Annotated in this window: 18 protein-coding genes and 1 rRNA gene; 11 read left to right on the forward strand and 8 right to left on the reverse strand. The window is 39.6% G+C overall.

The genetic code is table 11. From position 1 onward, the window contains the following. The first annotated feature begins 44 nt into the window (after positions 1-44). Positions 45-159: ribosomal RNA gene (rrf, locus tag FTU66_RS10850) — 5S ribosomal RNA — on the forward strand. 156 nt (positions 160-315) lie between these two features. On the opposite strand, the gene FTU66_RS10855 is transcribed toward rrf, so the two are convergent. Next, positions 316-867: a lytic transglycosylase domain-containing protein gene (locus FTU66_RS10855; protein ID WP_179991597.1), complete on the reverse strand. Its 552-nt coding sequence runs from the start codon at positions 865-867 to the stop codon at positions 316-318. Between the two features lie 324 nt (positions 868-1,191). On the opposite strand from FTU66_RS10855, the gene FTU66_RS10860 reads away from it, so the two are divergent. The 7 genes from FTU66_RS10860 (at position 1,192) to FTU66_RS10890 (ending at position 6,553) form a co-directional block, all read left to right on the forward strand. Next, positions 1,192-2,784 (forward strand): Na/Pi symporter, encoded by a 1,593-nt coding sequence (locus FTU66_RS10860; RefSeq protein WP_180112794.1) that lies wholly within the window; start codon positions 1,192-1,194, stop codon positions 2,782-2,784. A 117-nt stretch (positions 2,785-2,901) separates the two neighbouring features. Next, positions 2,902-3,369 (forward strand): Cys-tRNA(Pro) deacylase, encoded by a 468-nt coding sequence (ybaK, locus tag FTU66_RS10865; RefSeq protein WP_004973860.1) that lies wholly within the window; start codon positions 2,902-2,904, stop codon positions 3,367-3,369. A gap of 135 nt (positions 3,370-3,504) precedes the next feature. Continuing rightward, positions 3,505-3,678: a hypothetical protein gene (locus FTU66_RS10870; protein ID WP_004973856.1), complete on the forward strand. Its 174-nt coding sequence runs from the start codon at positions 3,505-3,507 to the stop codon at positions 3,676-3,678. A 248-nt stretch (positions 3,679-3,926) separates the two neighbouring features. Beyond that, complete coding sequence (locus tag FTU66_RS10875; RefSeq protein ID WP_167845995.1) at positions 3,927-4,343, forward strand: YeeE/YedE family protein; 417 nt, start codon at positions 3,927-3,929, stop codon at positions 4,341-4,343. Then, complete coding sequence (locus FTU66_RS10880; protein ID WP_167845996.1) at positions 4,344-4,760, forward strand: DUF6691 family protein; 417 nt, start codon at positions 4,344-4,346, stop codon at positions 4,758-4,760. A gap of 1 nt (position 4,761) precedes the next feature. Beyond that, on the forward strand, positions 4,762-5,628 hold the full coding sequence (locus FTU66_RS10885; RefSeq protein WP_167845997.1) for an MBL fold metallo-hydrolase: 867 nt from the start codon (positions 4,762-4,764) through the stop codon (positions 5,626-5,628). 163 nt (positions 5,629-5,791) lie between these two features. Then, a complete protein-coding gene (locus FTU66_RS10890; protein ID WP_167845998.1) occupies positions 5,792-6,553 on the forward strand; it encodes an alpha/beta fold hydrolase in 762 nt (253 codons plus the stop codon). Positions 6,554-6,759: 206 nt separating this feature from the next. Here the strand turns inward: FTU66_RS10890 and accC are convergent, their stop codons facing one another. The 5 genes from accC to FTU66_RS10915 all read right to left on the reverse strand — a co-directional run bounded on the left by accC (position 6,760) and on the right by FTU66_RS10915 (position 12,078). After that, positions 6,760-8,127, reverse strand: a complete 1,368-nt coding sequence (gene accC / locus FTU66_RS10895) for an acetyl-CoA carboxylase biotin carboxylase subunit (protein WP_004973841.1) — start codon at positions 8,125-8,127, stop codon at positions 6,760-6,762. A 17-nt stretch (positions 8,128-8,144) separates the two neighbouring features. Further along, the gene (accB, locus tag FTU66_RS10900; RefSeq protein ID WP_004973838.1) at positions 8,145-8,567 is read right to left on the reverse strand and encodes an acetyl-CoA carboxylase biotin carboxyl carrier protein; all 423 of its coding nucleotides are present in this window, start codon (positions 8,565-8,567) and stop codon (positions 8,145-8,147) included. A gap of 16 nt (positions 8,568-8,583) precedes the next feature. Continuing rightward, positions 8,584-9,039, reverse strand: coding sequence for a type II 3-dehydroquinate dehydratase (gene aroQ / locus FTU66_RS10905; RefSeq protein ID WP_096902340.1), 456 nt, complete (start codon positions 9,037-9,039; stop codon positions 8,584-8,586). A gap of 967 nt (positions 9,040-10,006) precedes the next feature. Further along, the gene (locus tag FTU66_RS10910) at positions 10,007-11,413 is read right to left on the reverse strand and encodes an ATP-binding protein (RefSeq protein WP_104851943.1); all 1,407 of its coding nucleotides are present in this window, start codon (positions 11,411-11,413) and stop codon (positions 10,007-10,009) included. Then, positions 11,410-12,078 (reverse strand): response regulator transcription factor, encoded by a 669-nt coding sequence (locus FTU66_RS10915; protein ID WP_104851944.1) that lies wholly within the window; start codon positions 12,076-12,078, stop codon positions 11,410-11,412. The genes FTU66_RS10910 and FTU66_RS10915 overlap by 4 nt, the downstream gene beginning before the upstream one ends. A gap of 170 nt (positions 12,079-12,248) precedes the next feature. Between FTU66_RS10915 and dsbD the strand changes: the two genes are divergently transcribed. Genes dsbD through dsbG form a run of 3 tightly spaced genes read left to right on the forward strand, consistent with a single transcriptional unit; the run spans position 12,249 to position 15,958 of the window. After that, positions 12,249-14,312 carry a protein-disulfide reductase DsbD gene (gene dsbD / locus FTU66_RS10920; protein ID WP_180112795.1) on the forward strand — a complete coding sequence of 688 codons (2,064 nt, stop codon included), beginning with the start codon at positions 12,249-12,251 and terminating at the stop codon, positions 14,310-14,312. After that, complete coding sequence (locus FTU66_RS10925; RefSeq protein WP_104851946.1) at positions 14,309-15,139, forward strand: TlpA disulfide reductase family protein; 831 nt, start codon at positions 14,309-14,311, stop codon at positions 15,137-15,139. The genes dsbD and FTU66_RS10925 overlap by 4 nt, the downstream gene beginning before the upstream one ends. A gap of 60 nt (positions 15,140-15,199) precedes the next feature. Beyond that, positions 15,200-15,958, forward strand: coding sequence for a thiol:disulfide interchange protein DsbG (gene dsbG, locus FTU66_RS10930; protein ID WP_180112796.1), 759 nt, complete (start codon positions 15,200-15,202; stop codon positions 15,956-15,958). A gap of 109 nt (positions 15,959-16,067) precedes the next feature. Here dsbG and FTU66_RS10935 read toward each other — a convergent pair whose 3' ends face one another. Both FTU66_RS10935 and FTU66_RS10940 read right to left on the reverse strand, forming a co-directional pair. Further along, the gene (locus tag FTU66_RS10935) at positions 16,068-16,697 is read right to left on the reverse strand and encodes a class I SAM-dependent methyltransferase (RefSeq protein ID WP_180112797.1); all 630 of its coding nucleotides are present in this window, start codon (positions 16,695-16,697) and stop codon (positions 16,068-16,070) included. Positions 16,698-16,729: 32 nt separating this feature from the next. Continuing rightward, complete coding sequence (locus FTU66_RS10940) at positions 16,730-17,077, reverse strand: carboxymuconolactone decarboxylase family protein (protein WP_004973824.1); 348 nt, start codon at positions 17,075-17,077, stop codon at positions 16,730-16,732. Between the last annotated feature and the right edge of the window lie 102 nt (positions 17,078-17,179).

Consider the following 17,179-nt stretch of genomic DNA (forward strand, 5'->3'; position numbering starts at 1 on the left):
CACCATCGTGAATAAGACCAATGCAAGTCTCCGTAAACAGTTGTGCTGGCGACCATAGCAAGAGTGAACCACCTGATCCCTTCCCGAACTCAGAAGTGAAACCTCTTCGCGCTGATGGTAGTGTGGGATTACCCATGTGAGAGTAAGTCATCGCCAGCTCATTATTCGAACACCCTCAACTCACGTTGAGGGTGTTTTTTATGGGAGAAAGAAAATATTAAGAAGAAAAGTAGAAAAAGAAAGGAAAATAAAACCATCTGAGGATGGCTTTAATTCAACGGGTATTGGCTACTTTATTAAGCTAGTAAGTCAAAATTAAAGTGCATCTTTTAAGTTTTTTTGGTGCTGTTTGACTTGTTTCGCGTAGCGTTTACCTTGCTTTTTCTTTTTTCGATTACTATTGTAGCCAGTAGGTCCCACATTGTAATAGGCCAAAGCTTTAGGCCATTTACCCGACTGATTTTTATAATGATTTAAAATAAATGTACCACAGTTGATATTGGTATGTTCATGGAATAAATCGCCAGGACAAGTCTGCTGCCAATAACGTGGAATAATTTGTGTGAACCCAACTGCACCTGAAGGTGAAACAGCATAGGCACGATAATTCGATTCTTGTCTAATAACTGCAGCGACAAGCAGAGGATCAACATTATGTTGTTCTGCACTTTGTACAATGATTGGTGCTACACGATTTGCTGTATCAGGATGCACAGCATAAGCCTTTTGGATCCCTGTAGAAAGTTTAGCTGAGCGTTTTGCAAGAGAACCACCTCCTAGTGGAGAGCAAGCTGCTAGCGTTAAAACAGTACAACCAATACTGAATATTTTTATAGATGGATATTTTCTAAAAGTATTAAAAATCATATTAAAACTATATCTGTCATTTTGGCGTATGTGAGTATATATACTGATTTTGAGGTGAGCGATTGACCTAGTCAAGCCATTCACAGATTTGAATTGTATCGTGTCAGCATAATACAGAGGTTTCGTTTTGTTTTATCGAATGATTGGATAAACCAATGGAGTCCGATCTATCCTTAGGTTTAATAATATGTCAAATTGATGACAAGTTTTTTATTTAATATAAACTATTGGAATAGAACAAATAAACTGCAATTTTAAGATAAAAGTACGTACAATATCGGCTTTTTAGCACTTTGAAAATTGCTTATTGCACAGGGAGTAAGTGTGTTAGAAGTCTTTGTACAATTATGTGGTGGTATTGGCCTATTTTTGATTGGTATGACCATGATGACGGACAGCTTAAAAGATATGGCAGGGGAAACCTTGCGTATTTGGTTGTCTAAGTTCACAGGTTCACCCATTAAAGCTGTGCTTTCAGGCATCGGTTTAACTTTAATTGTACAGTCTTCTACGGCAACAACTTTAGCCACGATTGGTTTTGTTAGTGCGGGGATTCTTACTTTTGCTCAGGCAATTGGTGTCATTATTGGTGCGAATATTGGCACAACCAGTACGGGTTGGATGGTGGCATTTTTAGGTGTTAAATTTTCCATCACCAGTTTTGCATTACCTTTGCTGGGTTTGGGTGCAATGCTCAAATTATTTAGTCAGGGGCGAGTTGCATTATTTGGAATGACATTGGCAGGTTTTAGTCTGATTTTCCTTGGCATTGATATGTTGCAAGTTGCCATGTCAGGTTTTGCTGAACGTGTCGATTTATCAGTATTTTCAAGTAGATCTTTGATTGCGCAACTCAGTTTGGTTTTGGTCGGTATTATCATGACCATTCTGTTGCAATCTTCAAGTGCTGCAATTACCGCGACCTTAGCAGCATTGGCCAGTGGTGCGATTGATTTGCAACAGGCTTTAGGTTTGGTGATTGGACAGAATATTGGTACGGTGGCGACAGCCATTATTGCTGCAATTGGTTCAACTGCAAATGCCAAACGTACTGCAGCGGTTCATGTGATTTTTAACATCATTTCATCCATTTTTGCTTTTATTATTTTAAAACCGTTATTTCTTGAGCTAACACAAAATCAACGTCTTATGGCAACATGGGACAATGTGGTGATTGTTGCTGCATTTCATACAGCATTCAGTATTTCTGGTACTTTGATTATTTTGCCTTTTATCCGTCAGTTCGAAAAACTGATTATGAAAATTATCCCCGATCAAACTCAATCGGTTTTATGTTATCTCGATCAAGCGAGTTTATCTGTGCCCGCCTTGGCTATTCATGCTGCATCAAAGGTGATTTACCATAGTTTGTATGACGTTTTGGTGATGCTAAAACTGGCTATCCAAGAGGGAAGATTACCTTCAAAAGTACGTTTATTACAGCTAGATGAAGTACTCATTCAAGTCCAACGCTATTTGGAAGAAATGTCGATTTCAGAAAATGAAGCCGATCAACAGCGTTTAATGGCGATGCTTCGTTTGATGGTGTATTTACGTGTTTTACGAAGTGATTTGGAAAATATTACTTTAGCAAAAGAAATACGCACCCAACCTGCAATTTATCAAGTTGGCTTAGATTTTGTACAAATTCTTGATGAACATCTAAAAGAAATGGATGATTTTGATGTGCATAAACATGTACTAAGTCTAAATACCGAATTATCTAATTTGAAAAAATGGACAGAAGATCAACGTGCCGAAAACCGTGAAAAAATGCTGCAATATATTGCCGTGAATCAGCTCAATGCTGCGACAGGTTTAGAGTTGTTGGCGGCACAACGTTGGTTGGATCGCGTGATTGCGCATGCACAGCGCTTAGCTAACGTGTTGGTTGAAAATTCACGTAAACCAAGTTAATGATTTTAGGCTATTTTTTCGATAGTTACTTTTATATTTAAAAATGGCCTAAGCGAATTCACTTTTAATCTCAATCAAGCGTATAATTTGAGCATCGTTTTTTACAGTATTTTTTCAATGACTCCAGCAGCTAAACTTTTAAAAGCCAAGAAAATTCAATTTTCTATGCATGAATATGAACATGATCATAATGCTAAAAGTTTTGGTTTAGAAGCTGCGGAGAAGTTAGGCTTAGATGTCACAGAAGTATTTAAAACTTTATTGGTCAGTGATGATAAGCATTATTTTGTGGCGATTTTACCTGTCCATTACCAATTAAATCTTAAAAAAGTTGCGGCTGCTTTTCAGTGTAAAAAAGTACACATGGCTGATCCTAAAGATGCTGAGCGTTTGACAGGTTATTTGGTTGGGGGCATTAGTCCAATTGGGCAGAAGAAACAACTGAAAACAGTGATTGATGCATCCGCTCAACAGCTTGCAACTATGTATGTGAGTGGAGGGAAGCGGGGATTAGATATTGGTTTAACACCAAGCGATTTGGCAAAAGTTTTAAATGCTAATTTTGTAGATATCGTAGATGCATGATATGTTGCAATTTACATTGAATGGCGTCCAAATTAAGCAATAAATAGGGTAATTAAAAACTCGTATTGATGATTTTTTAACAAACTAAATTTTATGTTATATTAGTGAAAGTCAAGAAATTCTGAGAGGTGCAGTATGGGTAAGCGTCTTAAAGACTACACAATCGAAGATCGAAAAGCTCGTCCAATGTGTCCAGCTAAACCTATTGACTTTGGTGATGATGAGACTACCAATCGCATTATGTTAGATGCTGCTAAACGTGTAATTCGTCGGCATAAAAAAGAACTTATTGCGCTTGCTCACAAATGAGTCTAATGCCCTCAACTTTTGTCGTTGCTGTCTATTTTGATATATCTTTATTACGTTATGAGGCAGTCATTTAGAATGACTAAATTTTCTGCCTTATGACTTAATATCAGCCAAAAACTTGCGAAATCTCTCTCACATCGCAAACATAGACGAATAGTCAGATGAAGTTTACAAAACTTACAAGAGAATAGTTGAATAATAATTACAATAATATATTATAAAAACATATATTGTTTTGGGTGTTCAAAATGCATGATTATCTGCTGGCATTAATCGGTGGTGGATTGCTTGGTCTTGCAGTCGTGGGCTATTTATATGTTCATGGTCGTATTGCAGGCATTAGTGGTTTACTGGCTCAAGTATTAAATCCGCAAACGCTGTTCAAAACGCCTGCATTGTGGTTTGTGTTAGGTATTTTCATTGTGCCTTTTTTCTATGGCATCGTGGCTCAACCTAAAGTTGAATTGAATGCAAGCCCATTGATGATGATTGTGGCGGGATTGTTGGTTGGTTTCGGTACTCGTTTGGGTTCGGGTTGTACCAGTGGACATGGTATTTGTGGCATGAGTCGTTTATCTAAGCGCTCCATTGCAGCAACAGGTACCTTTATGTTAGCTGGCTTTATTACCGTTTATGTTATCCGCCATATCACAGGAGCATTCTAAATGAAAAATTTCTTAGCCTTTGTTTTTGGTGGTATTTTTTCAGTTGGATTGATTCTTTCTGGTATGTCGAATCCTGAAAAAGTTTTAAACTTCCTCGATCTTTTCGGTACATGGGATGCAAGTCTGGCATTTGTTATGATGGGGGCAATTGCAGTTGCCTTTATTCCATTCCAAAGAATTATGCGTCAAGCTGAACCAAAAACCATTTTAAATGAACCAATTGATTTGCCTAAACAAACTCAAATTGACTCTAAACTGATCACAGGTAGTTTTATCTTTGGTATCGGTTGGGGCGTTGCAGGAATTTGTCCTGCGCCAAGTTTAACCTTGATTGGTTTAGGTTATTATCAAGCAATCTATTTTATTGTTGCGATGTTGGTGGGGATTCTCATTCATCGTAAGATTGCAGGAGCATAAGATGCACGCAGATATTCAGCATTTTTTTGATGAAAATACCAATACATTCAGTTATGTGGTGAGTGATCCTGCAACACGTCAATGTGCCATCATTGACAGCGTGTTGGATTATGACCCTGCATCTGCGACTACTTCAACAATTCATGCCGATGAAATCATTGCTTACATCCAAAAAAATGAATTAACGGTTGAATGGATTTTAGAAACGCATGTGCATGCCGACCACCTGACAGCTTCTCAATATTTAAAAGAGCAGCTGGGTGGTAAAATTGCCATGAGCCATAAAATTTCGATTGTGCAAGAAACATTTAGTGCCATCTATAACTTGGATATTAAATATTTCAATTCACACCAATCATTTGATTATCTGTTTGACGATCATGAAACTTTTATGATTGGTGAATTACAAGCCTATAACATCCCTACACCGGGGCATACGCCTGCTTGTTTAAGCTATGTGATCGGTGATGCTGTATTTGTAGGTGATACTTTGTTTATGCCTGATTATGGTACGGCGCGTTGTGATTTCCCGAAAGGCAGTGCAGGGCAGTTGTACGATTCTGTGCAAACACTATATGCATTGCCTGAAGAAACACGTGTGTTCTTATGCCATGATTATCTACCAGAATCACGTGAAAAATATGAACACGAAACGCTGCTCAAAACTCAAAAAGAGCAGAATATTCATATTCATACAGGGGTAAGCAAAGCTGAGTTTATTGAAATGCGAACCCAACGTGACGCCACTTTAACGATGCCTAAATTGATTCTGCCATCCATTCAAATCAATATGGACGCAGGTAAGTTCCCACAACCTGAGGCCAACGGCATTCGTTATTTGAAGTTGCCTTTGAATTATTTTAAATAAAATTTTAAGAAAAGTTCATCTTGTATGTTATTGCTTAGGTTTATACAAATAGCCTAAGCAATATTATAAGTTTCACGATAAAAAGCACATATAAAATTTGATTTATAAACTCAAAACTCATTAAATAGATTAATCATTTGTATTCAAGTTTAGAGTCTATTTTATGTTATTAAATTATCAAATCACGCAAAATCAGCCTGAATCTACATTGCCATCTTTGGTTTTTATTCATGGTTTATTTGGTAGTTTGAGTAATTTAGGCATGCTCGCACGTGCATTTCAAGAACAGCGCACCGTAATTCAATTAGATGTGCGCAATCATGGTAAGTCTGCGCATTGTGATGACATGAATTATGCAGCAATGGCACAAGATGTTTTAGAAACACTGAACAGCTTGAATATCAAACAGTTTTCTATGGTTGGGCATTCAATGGGCGGTAAGGTTGCAATGACTTTGGCGCCTTTGGCTGCCGAGCGTTTACAGCAATTGGTTTTATTGGATATCTGTCCTTTTGCTTATCCTGAAAATCGTCACGATCAAATTTTTACAGCTTTGTTTGCTGTGCAAGATGCACAAGTTGAAAGTCGCCAAGCGGCGATGGAAATTATGCGTGAGCATCTTCAAGAAGAAATGGTCGTGCAATTTTTGATGAAGTCATTTAGCAAAGGGCAATGGTTATTTAACTTAAATGCATTACGTGAACATTATGCAGAAATTTTGTCATGGCAGACGGTGCAGAGTAATGTAGATACTTTGTTTATTCGTGGTGGTAATTCGCCTTACATTGAAGCGCCTGAGCATTATGCCGCTATTCAAGCACAGTTTCCTCACGCAAAAGTTGAAACAGTTGCTCATGCAGGGCATTGGTTGCATGCTGAAAAAACCGCAGAAGTATTGGCATTAATGATTGAGTTTTTAGATTAATCTTGTCTAGTATTTTGCATCATTCGATGATCTAAAATGATCTCAGTTTTTAAATCAATTTTTAAACCAATACTCCATTTGGAGTATTGGTTTTTTATTCATACTGATCTGCATAGATGAACGGTTTAGCTTTTATTCTCAACAATAAAAAAGAGCTGACGTTGAATCATCAGCTCTTTATTTTAAACTTAAGCAACCTTAATTACTTATGCTTTTTCTTCTTCATTGCCAGCAAGTTGCTTTAGCAAATGCTTTTCAAGATAGTGAATATCCATTGCTTGTTTGCAGAAGTTTTTATCTTGCAGAATCAAGTCTTTGTGCAAAGGAATGTTGGTTTTAATTCCTGTTAAGATAGTTTCATCCAAGGCTTGACGCATACGCGCAATACTGGTTTCACGATCTTTACCATGCACAATCAGTTTAGCAATCATTGAGTCGTAATACGGCGGAATGCTATAACCTTCGTAGATGTGTGAATCTACACGAACACCTGCACCACCTGGGGCATAGAAGTGTTCAATTTTACCCGGTGAAGGTACGAAGGTGGTTGGGTCTTCTGCGTTAATACGACATTCGATTGCGTGACCACGAATTTCAACCTGATCTTGCTCAATGTCTAAACCTAGACCTGCAGCAATACGCAATTGTTGTTCAATGATGTCGATACCTGTCACCATTTCAGTTACAGGGTGCTCAACTTGAACACGGGTATTCATTTCAATGAAGAAGTATTCGTCATCTTCAAATAAGAATTCGAAAGTACCTGCACCACGGTATTGCATTAACTTACATGCATTAACACACGCTTCTAAAATATCGGCACGTGCTTGTTCTGGTAAGTTAGGTGCTGGCGCTTCTTCAAGCACTTTTTGGTGACGGCGTTGTAATGAACAGTCGCGGTCATAAAGGTGAATCGCGTGACCATTACCATCAGCCAATACTTGTACTTCTACGTGGCGTGGCTTTTGTAAGAAACGCTCCATATAGACCGTGTCATCACCAAACCACATTTCTGCATCACGTTGAGCTGCTTGAACTGATTCAAGCAAGGTGTCTACGCGCTCTACAATACGCATACCACGACCACCACCACCAGCAGCAGCTTTTACAATGAGCGGGAAACCAATTTCTTTGGCTTCAGCTAAAGCATTGTGCGGTGTAACGGCGTGTGCTGAACCTGGTACAGTTGGTACGCCAGCTTTACGCATTGCAGTAATTGCAGAAACTTTGTTACCCATTAAGCGAATATGCTCAGGGCGTGGACCAATGAAAATGAAACCTGAACTTTCTACAATTTCAGCAAATTCGGCATTTTCGGCAAGGAAACCATAACCAGGGTGAATGGCATCTGCACCTGTAATTTCTGCTGCAGTAATAATTGCAGGAATATTCAGGTAACTTTCACTGCTCGCACCCGGACCAATACACACGGCTTCATCACAAAAGCGTAAGTGCATCAGGTCTTTATCGGCATCTGAATAGATACCCACGGTTTTGATCCCTAAAGTTTTGCAAGCTCGGGTGATGCGCAGGGCAATCTCACCACGGTTTGCAATTAAAACTTTTTGCAACATTGTGAATCCCCGAGGTCTTAAGCGCGGTAGCGGAAGAGTGGTTGACCAAATTGAATCACTTCGCCATTTTTAACTAGAATTTCTTCAATCACGCCACTTTGAGTTGCTTCAATTGGGTTCATGATTTTCATTGCTTCGATAATGCCAAGCGTTTCACCAGCAGAAACAGTTTGACCCACTTTAATAAATGGTGCTTCACCTGGGCTTGGTGCTGCATAGAACACGCCAACCATTGGAGAAGTTTCAACAGCACCACGTGGTGAAGATTTAGGTGCAGATGGTACTTCTGCAGAAGGTGCAGGCATTGCAGGAACTGCTGCCGCTACTACTGGACTGCGACGAGTTAATGCAATCGACTGATCGCCTTCTTTAACTTCAATCGCTTGTAAGTCAGATTCAATCATCAAGTCGATGAGTTTCTTGATTTTACGAATATCCATGGACAGTATTCCTAGTTTAAGATTGTGTAGTAGGTTGAATTTTTTCAAGAACAAAGTCGAGTGCTGCGGCATAGCCTTTTGCGCCTAAACCGCAAATCACACCAATGGCTTTGTCTGATAAATATGAATGATGTCTAAACGCCTCACGTGCATGCACATTCGACAAATGGACTTCAAGAAATGGAATAGCGACCCCTAACAAGGCATCACGTACCGCAACAGAGGTATGCGTTAATGCAGCAGGGTTAATAATGATATATTGTGTGCCATCTAACGCGGCTTGATGAATTCGGTCTACAATTGCGCCTTCCCAATTACTTTGGAAAGTATCTATAGAAATTGATGCTTTTTGCGCTTGTGAAATGAGCTGTTGATTTATATCCTCAAGAGTGAGGTAACCATAAACTTCGGGTTCACGCTTTCCTAGCAAATTTAGATTCGGTCCATGAATAACCAAAATGGTCGAACTCATTCCGCTTGCTCCAATAAATAATTGCAATAATACTTTGCAAGATGTCTGCAAAGTTTGCTAATTATGGCATAAAATTCCACATTTTTTTTGTAATTTGTTTAATTTGACGTAGAAAGCGTGTGCCAAAATGAGGCTCTATAATGAAAACTTTGCAGGGAATTCGCAATGTTAAAAAATTACATTTTTAGTTTTTTTTGCTGATTTTTATATTCTAAAACAACTGACCAAATCTATTCATTTGTTTTCTGTAACGACTGATCAATCGAGTGACTTGAACTGGTTTGATTCGGAATGTCAAAGCCAGAAAACAACCAACATCAATATCGCATTTCTTTATAGCATGATATTTCGTTGCTGTTTATAAAAAATGGCGATTCCATTTTTTCAGTTCATTCAAAGTAGATGACCACACAAACTGCAGTGGATCATCTAATACGTTTTGTGATCATCGTTCAAGTGGTTATGGATTCGATAGAAAGATCATTTCGATAATAAGATATTTTAAAAATTCAACTTTATTTAAATAAAACATGAGCTTAAATGGAATGCTTTGATTGATATATTTATCTATATTTTAGTCTGGAATAGATGCTCCTACGCTGCGTATTATATTTTGAGTGGGGTGCTGTTGGTTTTATGTACACTTTAATTAAGTTGTAGATTGATCACAAGACCAAGCACATGCACGATCTGCACGGATATCTACCTCATTTAAAAATATGACGTGGTATCGAACAAAAAAACGGTGATGAAAGTTTCAGCAATTTTTTTCTAGCCAATGTTCTTCTACTCAATAGCCCGCAGCATCTACATCATAGATAAAATTTTAGAACGCATTGACCTTTTATTTCAAAAATCACCTTAAAAATGGCGTTATCGTAAAGTAGAGCAATATGTTCGGTATTGGCAAAAGTTAAGTGATCTTGTTCTGAATCTTGCTTTATTTGCTGTTAAAGCTCAGAAAAGCTTAATCCGTCTGTTGTTTCTCTGTTGCAGAAGGTGCTGCATCAAAACTGACAATCACTTTTAAACCTTGCGGTTGGTTAGCCTGAAATTGAAGTAGGTAGCCATATTGCTCTAATAATACTTTGACTAGAGTTAGACCTAAGCCATAGCCTTGTTTATGCGCAGATTTACGCCAAAAACGCTGAGTCAGAATGGTAAAATCATCTTCATTCAGGCTTTTGCCTTGGTCTGCAATGATCAATTGCAGGTCTTGCATATAAATTTGAATGTTTGGCGCATCCTCTGCATGCAAATAAGCATTTTGAATCAAGTTTTTCAGTACCATGTGCAACGCAGGCGCTGGAATATTAATGTGTTGTGCTACCAAACTCGCCCAATCAATCTGTAATTTCGCTGATAAATTGGGATATTCCACAGTCAGTTCCGACAAGACTGTTTCTAATACGCTACGCATATCTGCATGGCTATGTGCCGCTTGAATACCTGCTTCAGTTTGACTGAGCAATAACAGTTGTTCCAAAAGTTGTTGATAACGTTGGATGCTGCGTTCTGCGTGTTTTAAATTGTCGATGACTTTGGCTGTATCTTGGGCAGATGCGGTTTGATTCAACATCAATTGGCTCAGTTGCACATGCGTTTTAATAGCCGTTAACGGCGTGCGCAGTTCATGCGCAGCAAATGCACTAAAGTTTTTTTCGTGTTCCAGACTTTTATGTAGGCGTTCAATCAGCATCAATAAGTTATCGACAAAAGGCTGAATTTCTTTAGGAATTTTTTGTGATCTCAGTTCAATTAAATAACGAGAAGCTTCATCTAAAGATTGTTTTTTCTGAATTAAGTGGCGGGTGATGTGATCGAGCGGTAAAAACTCCAGACGGATAATCCACAAAATTAGCAAAATACAAATAATCAAAGTAAGCAGTAAAGGAATCAGTACCGACTGTAAAATTTGTTTAAGTAGGTTTTGCCGTAACTGAATTTTTTCAGCCACCACCACCTGAACTTCACCTTCACGCAGTACATAACTACGCCATTGCAGTCCATTTTCTGTCCATGTGCTGAAACCGACTTGTTGGTTTTTTAAATTTTTCGGTGCGCCTTGAGTGCGTGCAATCACATGCTGTGGTAATGAAACATCGGCACGGAAAATAGAGACTTCACAAGCAATTAAACTATGTAGCAAGGCATTTTCTGATTCGGCATGCAAACTTTCTGTGAGTTGTTCTAGGGGCAGTTGCTGAATCAGGCGGGCGACCATACGGGCTGAGGTAGAAAGTCGTTCATCCAGCGTATTTTGTAAGCGTTGTTCCAAGTCATGGTAGAGCCATGCAAAGACAATCACCCACAGCAAAATAAATGCACAGCTGATGGTCGATACCAAACGCCATTTCAGACTGTAGTTTTTCATGTCAGCAGCTCAGGTTTAAAGATGTAGCCGACACCACGCACCGTTTGAATAAAATCGGGGTGGATTTTATGCCGTAAATGGTAGATATGCACATTTAAGGCATTGCTTTCGATACTGTCTTGAAAGCCATACACTTTATCTATCAGTTCTTCATTTTTTAAGATTTGGTTCGGGTGCCGTAAAAAGGTTTCCAATAGGCTATATTCACGGCGTGAAAGCTGAATGTTTTGTGAATGCCAACTGACTTCTTGTGTATCGAGGTTCATGTGTAACTGACCACTTTGCAGTTGGTTCGATGAATAACCACGATGACGGCGGCTTAATGCATATACACGGGCAATCAGTTCATTTAATTCAAAAGGTTTAGTTAGGTAGTCATCTGCTCCTAAGTTGAGCGCCTGTACGCAGTCTTGAGTATGATTCCGCGCGGTTAATACCAATACTGGAATATGAATGGCATCTTTACGCCAGTTTTCGAGTAACTGTAAACCATCTTGGTCAGGCAGACCTAAATCGAGCAGGCACAGATCTACCGCACTATGACGTATGAAGTAATCGGCATCGCGCGCGTTATTCACGTGTTCGACTGAAATACTTAAAAATTCGAGTGCTGCCACAATACTTTGGGCAATATAAGGATCATCTTCCACCAAAACGACGAACATATTTGCTCCTATACCACAGTCAGCCCAATATATGACACATCTCGATCACGCCACAAATTTAGATTAGGCACCTACAATGCTCAAGTTTACAAAGAAAAATCTTTATTAATGTTCTCTTAATTTACACTTACCGATAATACAGTCAGTTTTTTAATTTTTAGTATAAATACATGATTTTTATTCGCGTCATTGCTTATTTTGTGTTGAGTCTGTGTGCGGTGTGGGTCAATGCTGCCAATGAATTTTTAGCGTCCGATCAAGCTTTTAAGTTTCAGACGACGTCATTGTCTGAACAAACGGTTGAACTGAAATGGGATGTCGCACCGCATTACTATTTATATCACGATCAATTCAAAGTCAGTCAGGCTCAAAAGCCGCTTGCTTTTAAATTGCCTGCAGGGCAGGAAAAAGATGATCCGACTTTCGGGCTGACACGTGTGCATTATGGGCAAGTGACAACACAGATTCAGGTGAAGCCTAATCAGCAATATCAAATTACTTGGCAAGGCTGCGCTGAAGATGGTTTGTGTTATCCCGTACAGCGTAAAACGATTCAAACCGATGCCGATGGTTTATTGCCACAGCATAATTTAAGTGCGGGCAAAGGTAATTTACTTCAGCAACTCAATCAGAATAATCAGGCTGCTTTAAACACTAACTTAAATGATGCAGATAAGCATCAAGCCAATGGTTCTAGTACACAAAAACAAGTTACGACAACTGCAAATACTGTATCGACAAAAGAACTCAAACTTGAACAGCAAACGCTAGAAAACAAAGCACAGCTTGCTGAAAATGCGGTTGCTGTAACACAAGCTGATCCTAAACTTACCCCTGAACCAGTAGAAAACGTTGATTTAGCAAATTCCTTAGAGATTGAAAATACAGATACGGCATTGACAGACAATACATTCGCTGCATCAGCCAATTCAAGCAATACGGAAACAGCCAGTAGTACGAGTCTGAATCAGCAATGGAACAATGATCAATTTTTCCTGAATTTATTGTCTGGGCAAGGGTTGTTACTGAATGCGTTTATCTTTTTAGGTTTTGGGGTATTACTGGCTTTTTTACCGTGTTCATTGCCGCTGATTCCAATTCTTTCTGGCATTTTGGTGCAGCGCAATACAGGCTATAAAGCGGCAGCAATTGCGATCACCTTTATCGTCAGTATGGCGCTAGTCTATGGCTTGATGGGCGTTGTTGCGTCACACATTGGTTATAGCGTACAGCGTTGGTTCCAAAATCCCGTAGTGATTGCAGTTTTTGCTATGTTATTTGTGCTCTTTGCTTTAAACCTGTTTGGACTGTATCAGTTGTCATTACCACAAGCAGTGTTACAGCGTTTAGATCGTATTCAGCAATATCAAAAAGGCGGTACTTTATTGGGTGCGGGCGTTATGGGGGTGATTTCTGCACTGATTGTCGGGCCATGTATGAGTGCGCCTTTAGCGGGAGCATTGCTGTACGTCTCACATTTGGATCAAGCAGCATTGGGTGGTTTATATTTGTTCCTGCTCGGTTTAGGTATGGGAATTCCTTTACTTATTGCCAGCGTGTTTGGCGCGAAATATTTGCCAAAGCCAGGTTTGTGGATGGAACGGCTAAAATTTAGCTTTGGTTTTATCATGTTGGCAATGGCTTTGTATTTTGCTCGTCCGCTATTTTCTGTGACTTGGTACTATGTTGCTTTTGCTGTGGTGTTATTTGCCTTCGCTGCATATTTAATTGCAATTTTGCGCCACGTGTTACATCGTCCACAGCGTTTTTCGTTATTGGCTTTGGTGGCAGTAATCGCCAGTAGTGGAATTTGGCATGTCAATCAGAGTATTGCCAGTGTCAATGCGCAGGTACAAGCAGACCAATTACAGCCATGGATCAAAGTACGCACAGAACAAGAGTTGAATGCAGCTTTGGCCGCACATGCTCATCAAAAGATTGTGATTGATGTCTATGCCGATTGGTGTGTGGCGTGTCAGCCGATTGAGCGTGATGTGATTCCTCGTACCGATGTGCAAGATGCTTTAAAGCATGTGGTGCGGATTAAACTCGACTTAACCGAACAGCATCCTTCACAAGATGCCTTATTGAAAAAATGGCAGATTTTAGGGCCGCCAACGTTGTTATTTTTGGCAGATCCACAACGGGAACAACGTGAATTGCGTCTAACAGGTGCTTATAACGCAGCGCAATTGATTCAAAATATTCATCAACTGCAAGAGGCTGCGCCATGATTCAATCCGCAGTCTTGCAGTTAGGCATGTTGATGATTCCATGGCCATTGGTGTTTTTATTGCTAGGACTGATTGTCGTCTTTGCAATGGGTAAATTTTTTCAGCGTCGTTATACATGGAATGCACAGACTTGGACAGGTTATCAGGATGCATTATGGAATGCGCTGTGGATTGGTGCTTTAGTTGGGCGGGCAGTTTTTGTGTTGCAGCATTATGAGCTGTACTTTGCCAACCCGATTGATATTTTAAAAATTCAGGACAAAGGCTTTCATCTGATTGCCGCAGTTATGGCAGGTGTGGCGTGGTTTGTCTGGAAAAATCGCGCTATTCAACGTGTTGTTCTGGCATGGGCAGTTGCGCTCTTTATTACAGTACAAGTTGTAGGTTGGAGTCTTATCCAACCTTTGCAGACGCAGCATGCCTATCCCAATCTAGTATTGCACAACCTAGCGCAACAACCTCAAGATTTAGCTCAATTTTCAGGTCAGCCCACCGTGATTAATCTCTGGGCGACTTGGTGTCCAGTTTGTCACCGTGAAATGCCTGTTATGCAACAAGCACAGCAAGATTTCCCTGAGGTCAATTTTGTATTTGCCAATCAAGGCGAATTTGCAGCAGAGATTCAAGCCTATTTACAGAAACATCGATTTCAGTTTGAACACGTGTTATTAGACCCTGCAGCTCGTTTAGGACAACACTTCAATATGTTCGGTTTGCCAAGTACTTTGTTTTTTAATGCACAAGGAGAATTGGTCGATCATCACATGGGTGAATTGACCAAGCCGATGCTGCAGCATTATCTGAAAAAAATACAAGCGAATCCATAAACGCGCTCTTAACGATTTGAAAGAAAACCCGCCGTGAAGCCAAAATTAAGGACAATCAATATGACATCTAACATCAAAAATAACATGCTGAAACTGGCGATAGGTATGAGTCTTGCCAGTAGTGTGAGTATGCTGCAAGCACAGGACAGCTTAAAACAGCACATTGAAAAAGAAGGTTTTAAGTTTGTGCAGCAAATTCAGGCACCTGCACAAATGACAGGTTGGGCAGGGCATATTGAACAAAGTCCTGCGACAGTGTTTATTTCCAATGATCAGAAATACTATATTGTAGGCACTTTGTTTGATGCACAAGGCAATAATTTAACCGTCGATGCTTTAGACCGTTATGTGAAAAAGTCGGTACTTGAAGATGTGTGGCAAAGTCTGGAACACGCTACTTGGATTCAGGATGGGCAAACCAGTGCTGAAAAAATTGTCTACGTGTTTTCAGACCCGAATTGTCCGTATTGCCATACCTTTTGGAAGCAGGCACGTCCGTGGGTAGAATCTGGCAAAGTTCAGTTAAGACATATTATTGTGGCGGTGATCCGACCTGAAAGCAAAGGGCAGGCCGCGACTTTATTAATGGCGAAAAACCCACAGCAGACCTTTAATGCGTTCCATCGTCAATACGGACAAAAAAAGCTGATCGAGCAAAAAACTGTGCCTGTACATGTAGAAAAAACCTTAGAACAGAATCAGGCACTGATGGATAAATACGAGTTCTTTGCCACACCTGTTGTGCTTTGGAAAAATAAACAGGGCGAATTACAGTCGGTACAAGGAATGCCAAAATCTATGAAAGATGTGTTTGAGTGATTTTAAAAATTTCCGAGCAAATATCTAACTGAATATTCAAATCTAAAGCGCAAAAAAGCTTGCTCTAATTGCATTGGAGCAAGCTTTTTGATGTAAAAGATTCAGTCTTTTATTTCTGAATACGAATCGCAAATTGAATCACATGAGATTTGCCCTGATGCAGTTTGCCTTCTGAACGCTCTACATCGCCCACAAAGAAATGAATCAGATGATCATGTTTGAAATGGCTTAAAAACTGGATAGGGTCGTACAGCATTTCTAATGCACGAGGTCCACCCGTTTTATATTCCAGCTGATTGGTCGAGTACAGTTCACCTACAAATAAACCGCCGTTGACCAATGTTTCACGCACGCCATTTAACACTTTTTGCTGTGTATCAGGGTTAAAGTGACCAAATACACATATCACGTTGTCATATTGATTGGTTTGCCAATTCACCTGACTTAAATCTTGCTTCTGGGTATTCAGACTTAGGCCACGTTGCTGGGCATAGCCTTGGGCTTTATCTAAAGCAACTTGGGAATAGTCCCACAAATCTGCTTTAAAAACTTGTCCCTTCGTTTGTGCTAACGCAGCCAAATATAACAAGTTACGGCCTTCACCTTCGGCTAAGCCTAAAGTTTTGCCTTGAATTGGCAGCTTTTGTGTAATCTCCTGAATGTAGGCATTGGCTTGTTCACCATAAATATGATCATGTTGGCTGTAGCGTTCATCCCATTCATTATGGATATTTGACATAGTTTTAACTCAGCTTAAATACTTAGATAAGGTTACTCGGCAGTAGATGGGGAAAACTCTTTAAAAGCAGCCACAGCGTTCGCAGCATACATCAGCGATGGACCACCACCCATATAAACAGCAATACCTAAAATTTCATTCAGTTCTTCAAAAGTCATGCCCATTTTGACCAAGGTTCTGACGTGAAAACCAATGCAACCATCACAGCGTTGCGCAACCCCAATGGCAAGGGCAATAAATTCTTTGGTTTTGGCATCAATTACGCCGTCTTTCATCGCAACTTGTGATAGGGCATTAAAGCTTTTAAGTAAATCGGGAGATTGTTCTTTAATGGATTTGATATTAGACGAAATTTCAGCAGTGAGTTCGGTATATTTCATGTTGTTTCACCATCAAGCAGATTAGAACCTAAAGACAATATACCATACATTTAAATATATTATGTTTGTATATATTAATTAGCAACTTTGCTTAAATTCAGT

Source organism: Acinetobacter sp. YH12131 (assembly GCF_013418635.1).
GTDB lineage: Bacteria > Pseudomonadota > Gammaproteobacteria > Pseudomonadales > Moraxellaceae > Acinetobacter > Acinetobacter towneri.

Coding starts and splice junctions, on each gene's coding strand:
- FTU66_RS10855 (WP_179991597.1), bottom strand. CDS start 867: ATGATTTTTAATACTTTTAGAAAATATCCATCTATAAAAATATTCAGT.
- ybaK (WP_004973860.1), top strand. CDS start 2,902: ATGACTCCAGCAGCTAAACTTTTAAAAGCCAAGAAAATTCAATTTTCT.
- FTU66_RS10870 (WP_004973856.1), top strand. CDS start 3,505: ATGGGTAAGCGTCTTAAAGACTACACAATCGAAGATCGAAAAGCTCGT.
- FTU66_RS10875 (WP_167845995.1), top strand. CDS start 3,927: ATGCATGATTATCTGCTGGCATTAATCGGTGGTGGATTGCTTGGTCTT.
- FTU66_RS10880 (WP_167845996.1), top strand. CDS start 4,344: ATGAAAAATTTCTTAGCCTTTGTTTTTGGTGGTATTTTTTCAGTTGGA.
- FTU66_RS10885 (WP_167845997.1), top strand. CDS start 4,762: ATGCACGCAGATATTCAGCATTTTTTTGATGAAAATACCAATACATTC.
- FTU66_RS10890 (WP_167845998.1), top strand. CDS start 5,792: ATGTTATTAAATTATCAAATCACGCAAAATCAGCCTGAATCTACATTG.
- accC (WP_004973841.1), bottom strand. CDS start 8,127: ATGTTGCAAAAAGTTTTAATTGCAAACCGTGGTGAGATTGCCCTGCGC.
- accB (WP_004973838.1), bottom strand. CDS start 8,567: ATGGATATTCGTAAAATCAAGAAACTCATCGACTTGATGATTGAATCT.
- aroQ (WP_096902340.1), bottom strand. CDS start 9,039: ATGAGTTCGACCATTTTGGTTATTCATGGACCGAATCTAAATTTGCTA.
- FTU66_RS10910 (WP_104851943.1), bottom strand. CDS start 11,413: ATGAAAAACTACAGTCTGAAATGGCGTTTGGTATCGACCATCAGCTGT.
- FTU66_RS10915 (WP_104851944.1), bottom strand. CDS start 12,078: ATGTTCGTCGTTTTGGTGGAAGATGATCCTTATATTGCCCAAAGTATT.
- dsbD (WP_180112795.1), top strand. CDS start 12,249: ATGATTTTTATTCGCGTCATTGCTTATTTTGTGTTGAGTCTGTGTGCG.
- FTU66_RS10925 (WP_104851946.1), top strand. CDS start 14,309: ATGATTCAATCCGCAGTCTTGCAGTTAGGCATGTTGATGATTCCATGG.
- dsbG (WP_180112796.1), top strand. CDS start 15,200: ATGACATCTAACATCAAAAATAACATGCTGAAACTGGCGATAGGTATG.
- FTU66_RS10935 (WP_180112797.1), bottom strand. CDS start 16,697: ATGTCAAATATCCATAATGAATGGGATGAACGCTACAGCCAACATGAT.
- FTU66_RS10940 (WP_004973824.1), bottom strand. CDS start 17,077: ATGAAATATACCGAACTCACTGCTGAAATTTCGTCTAATATCAAATCC.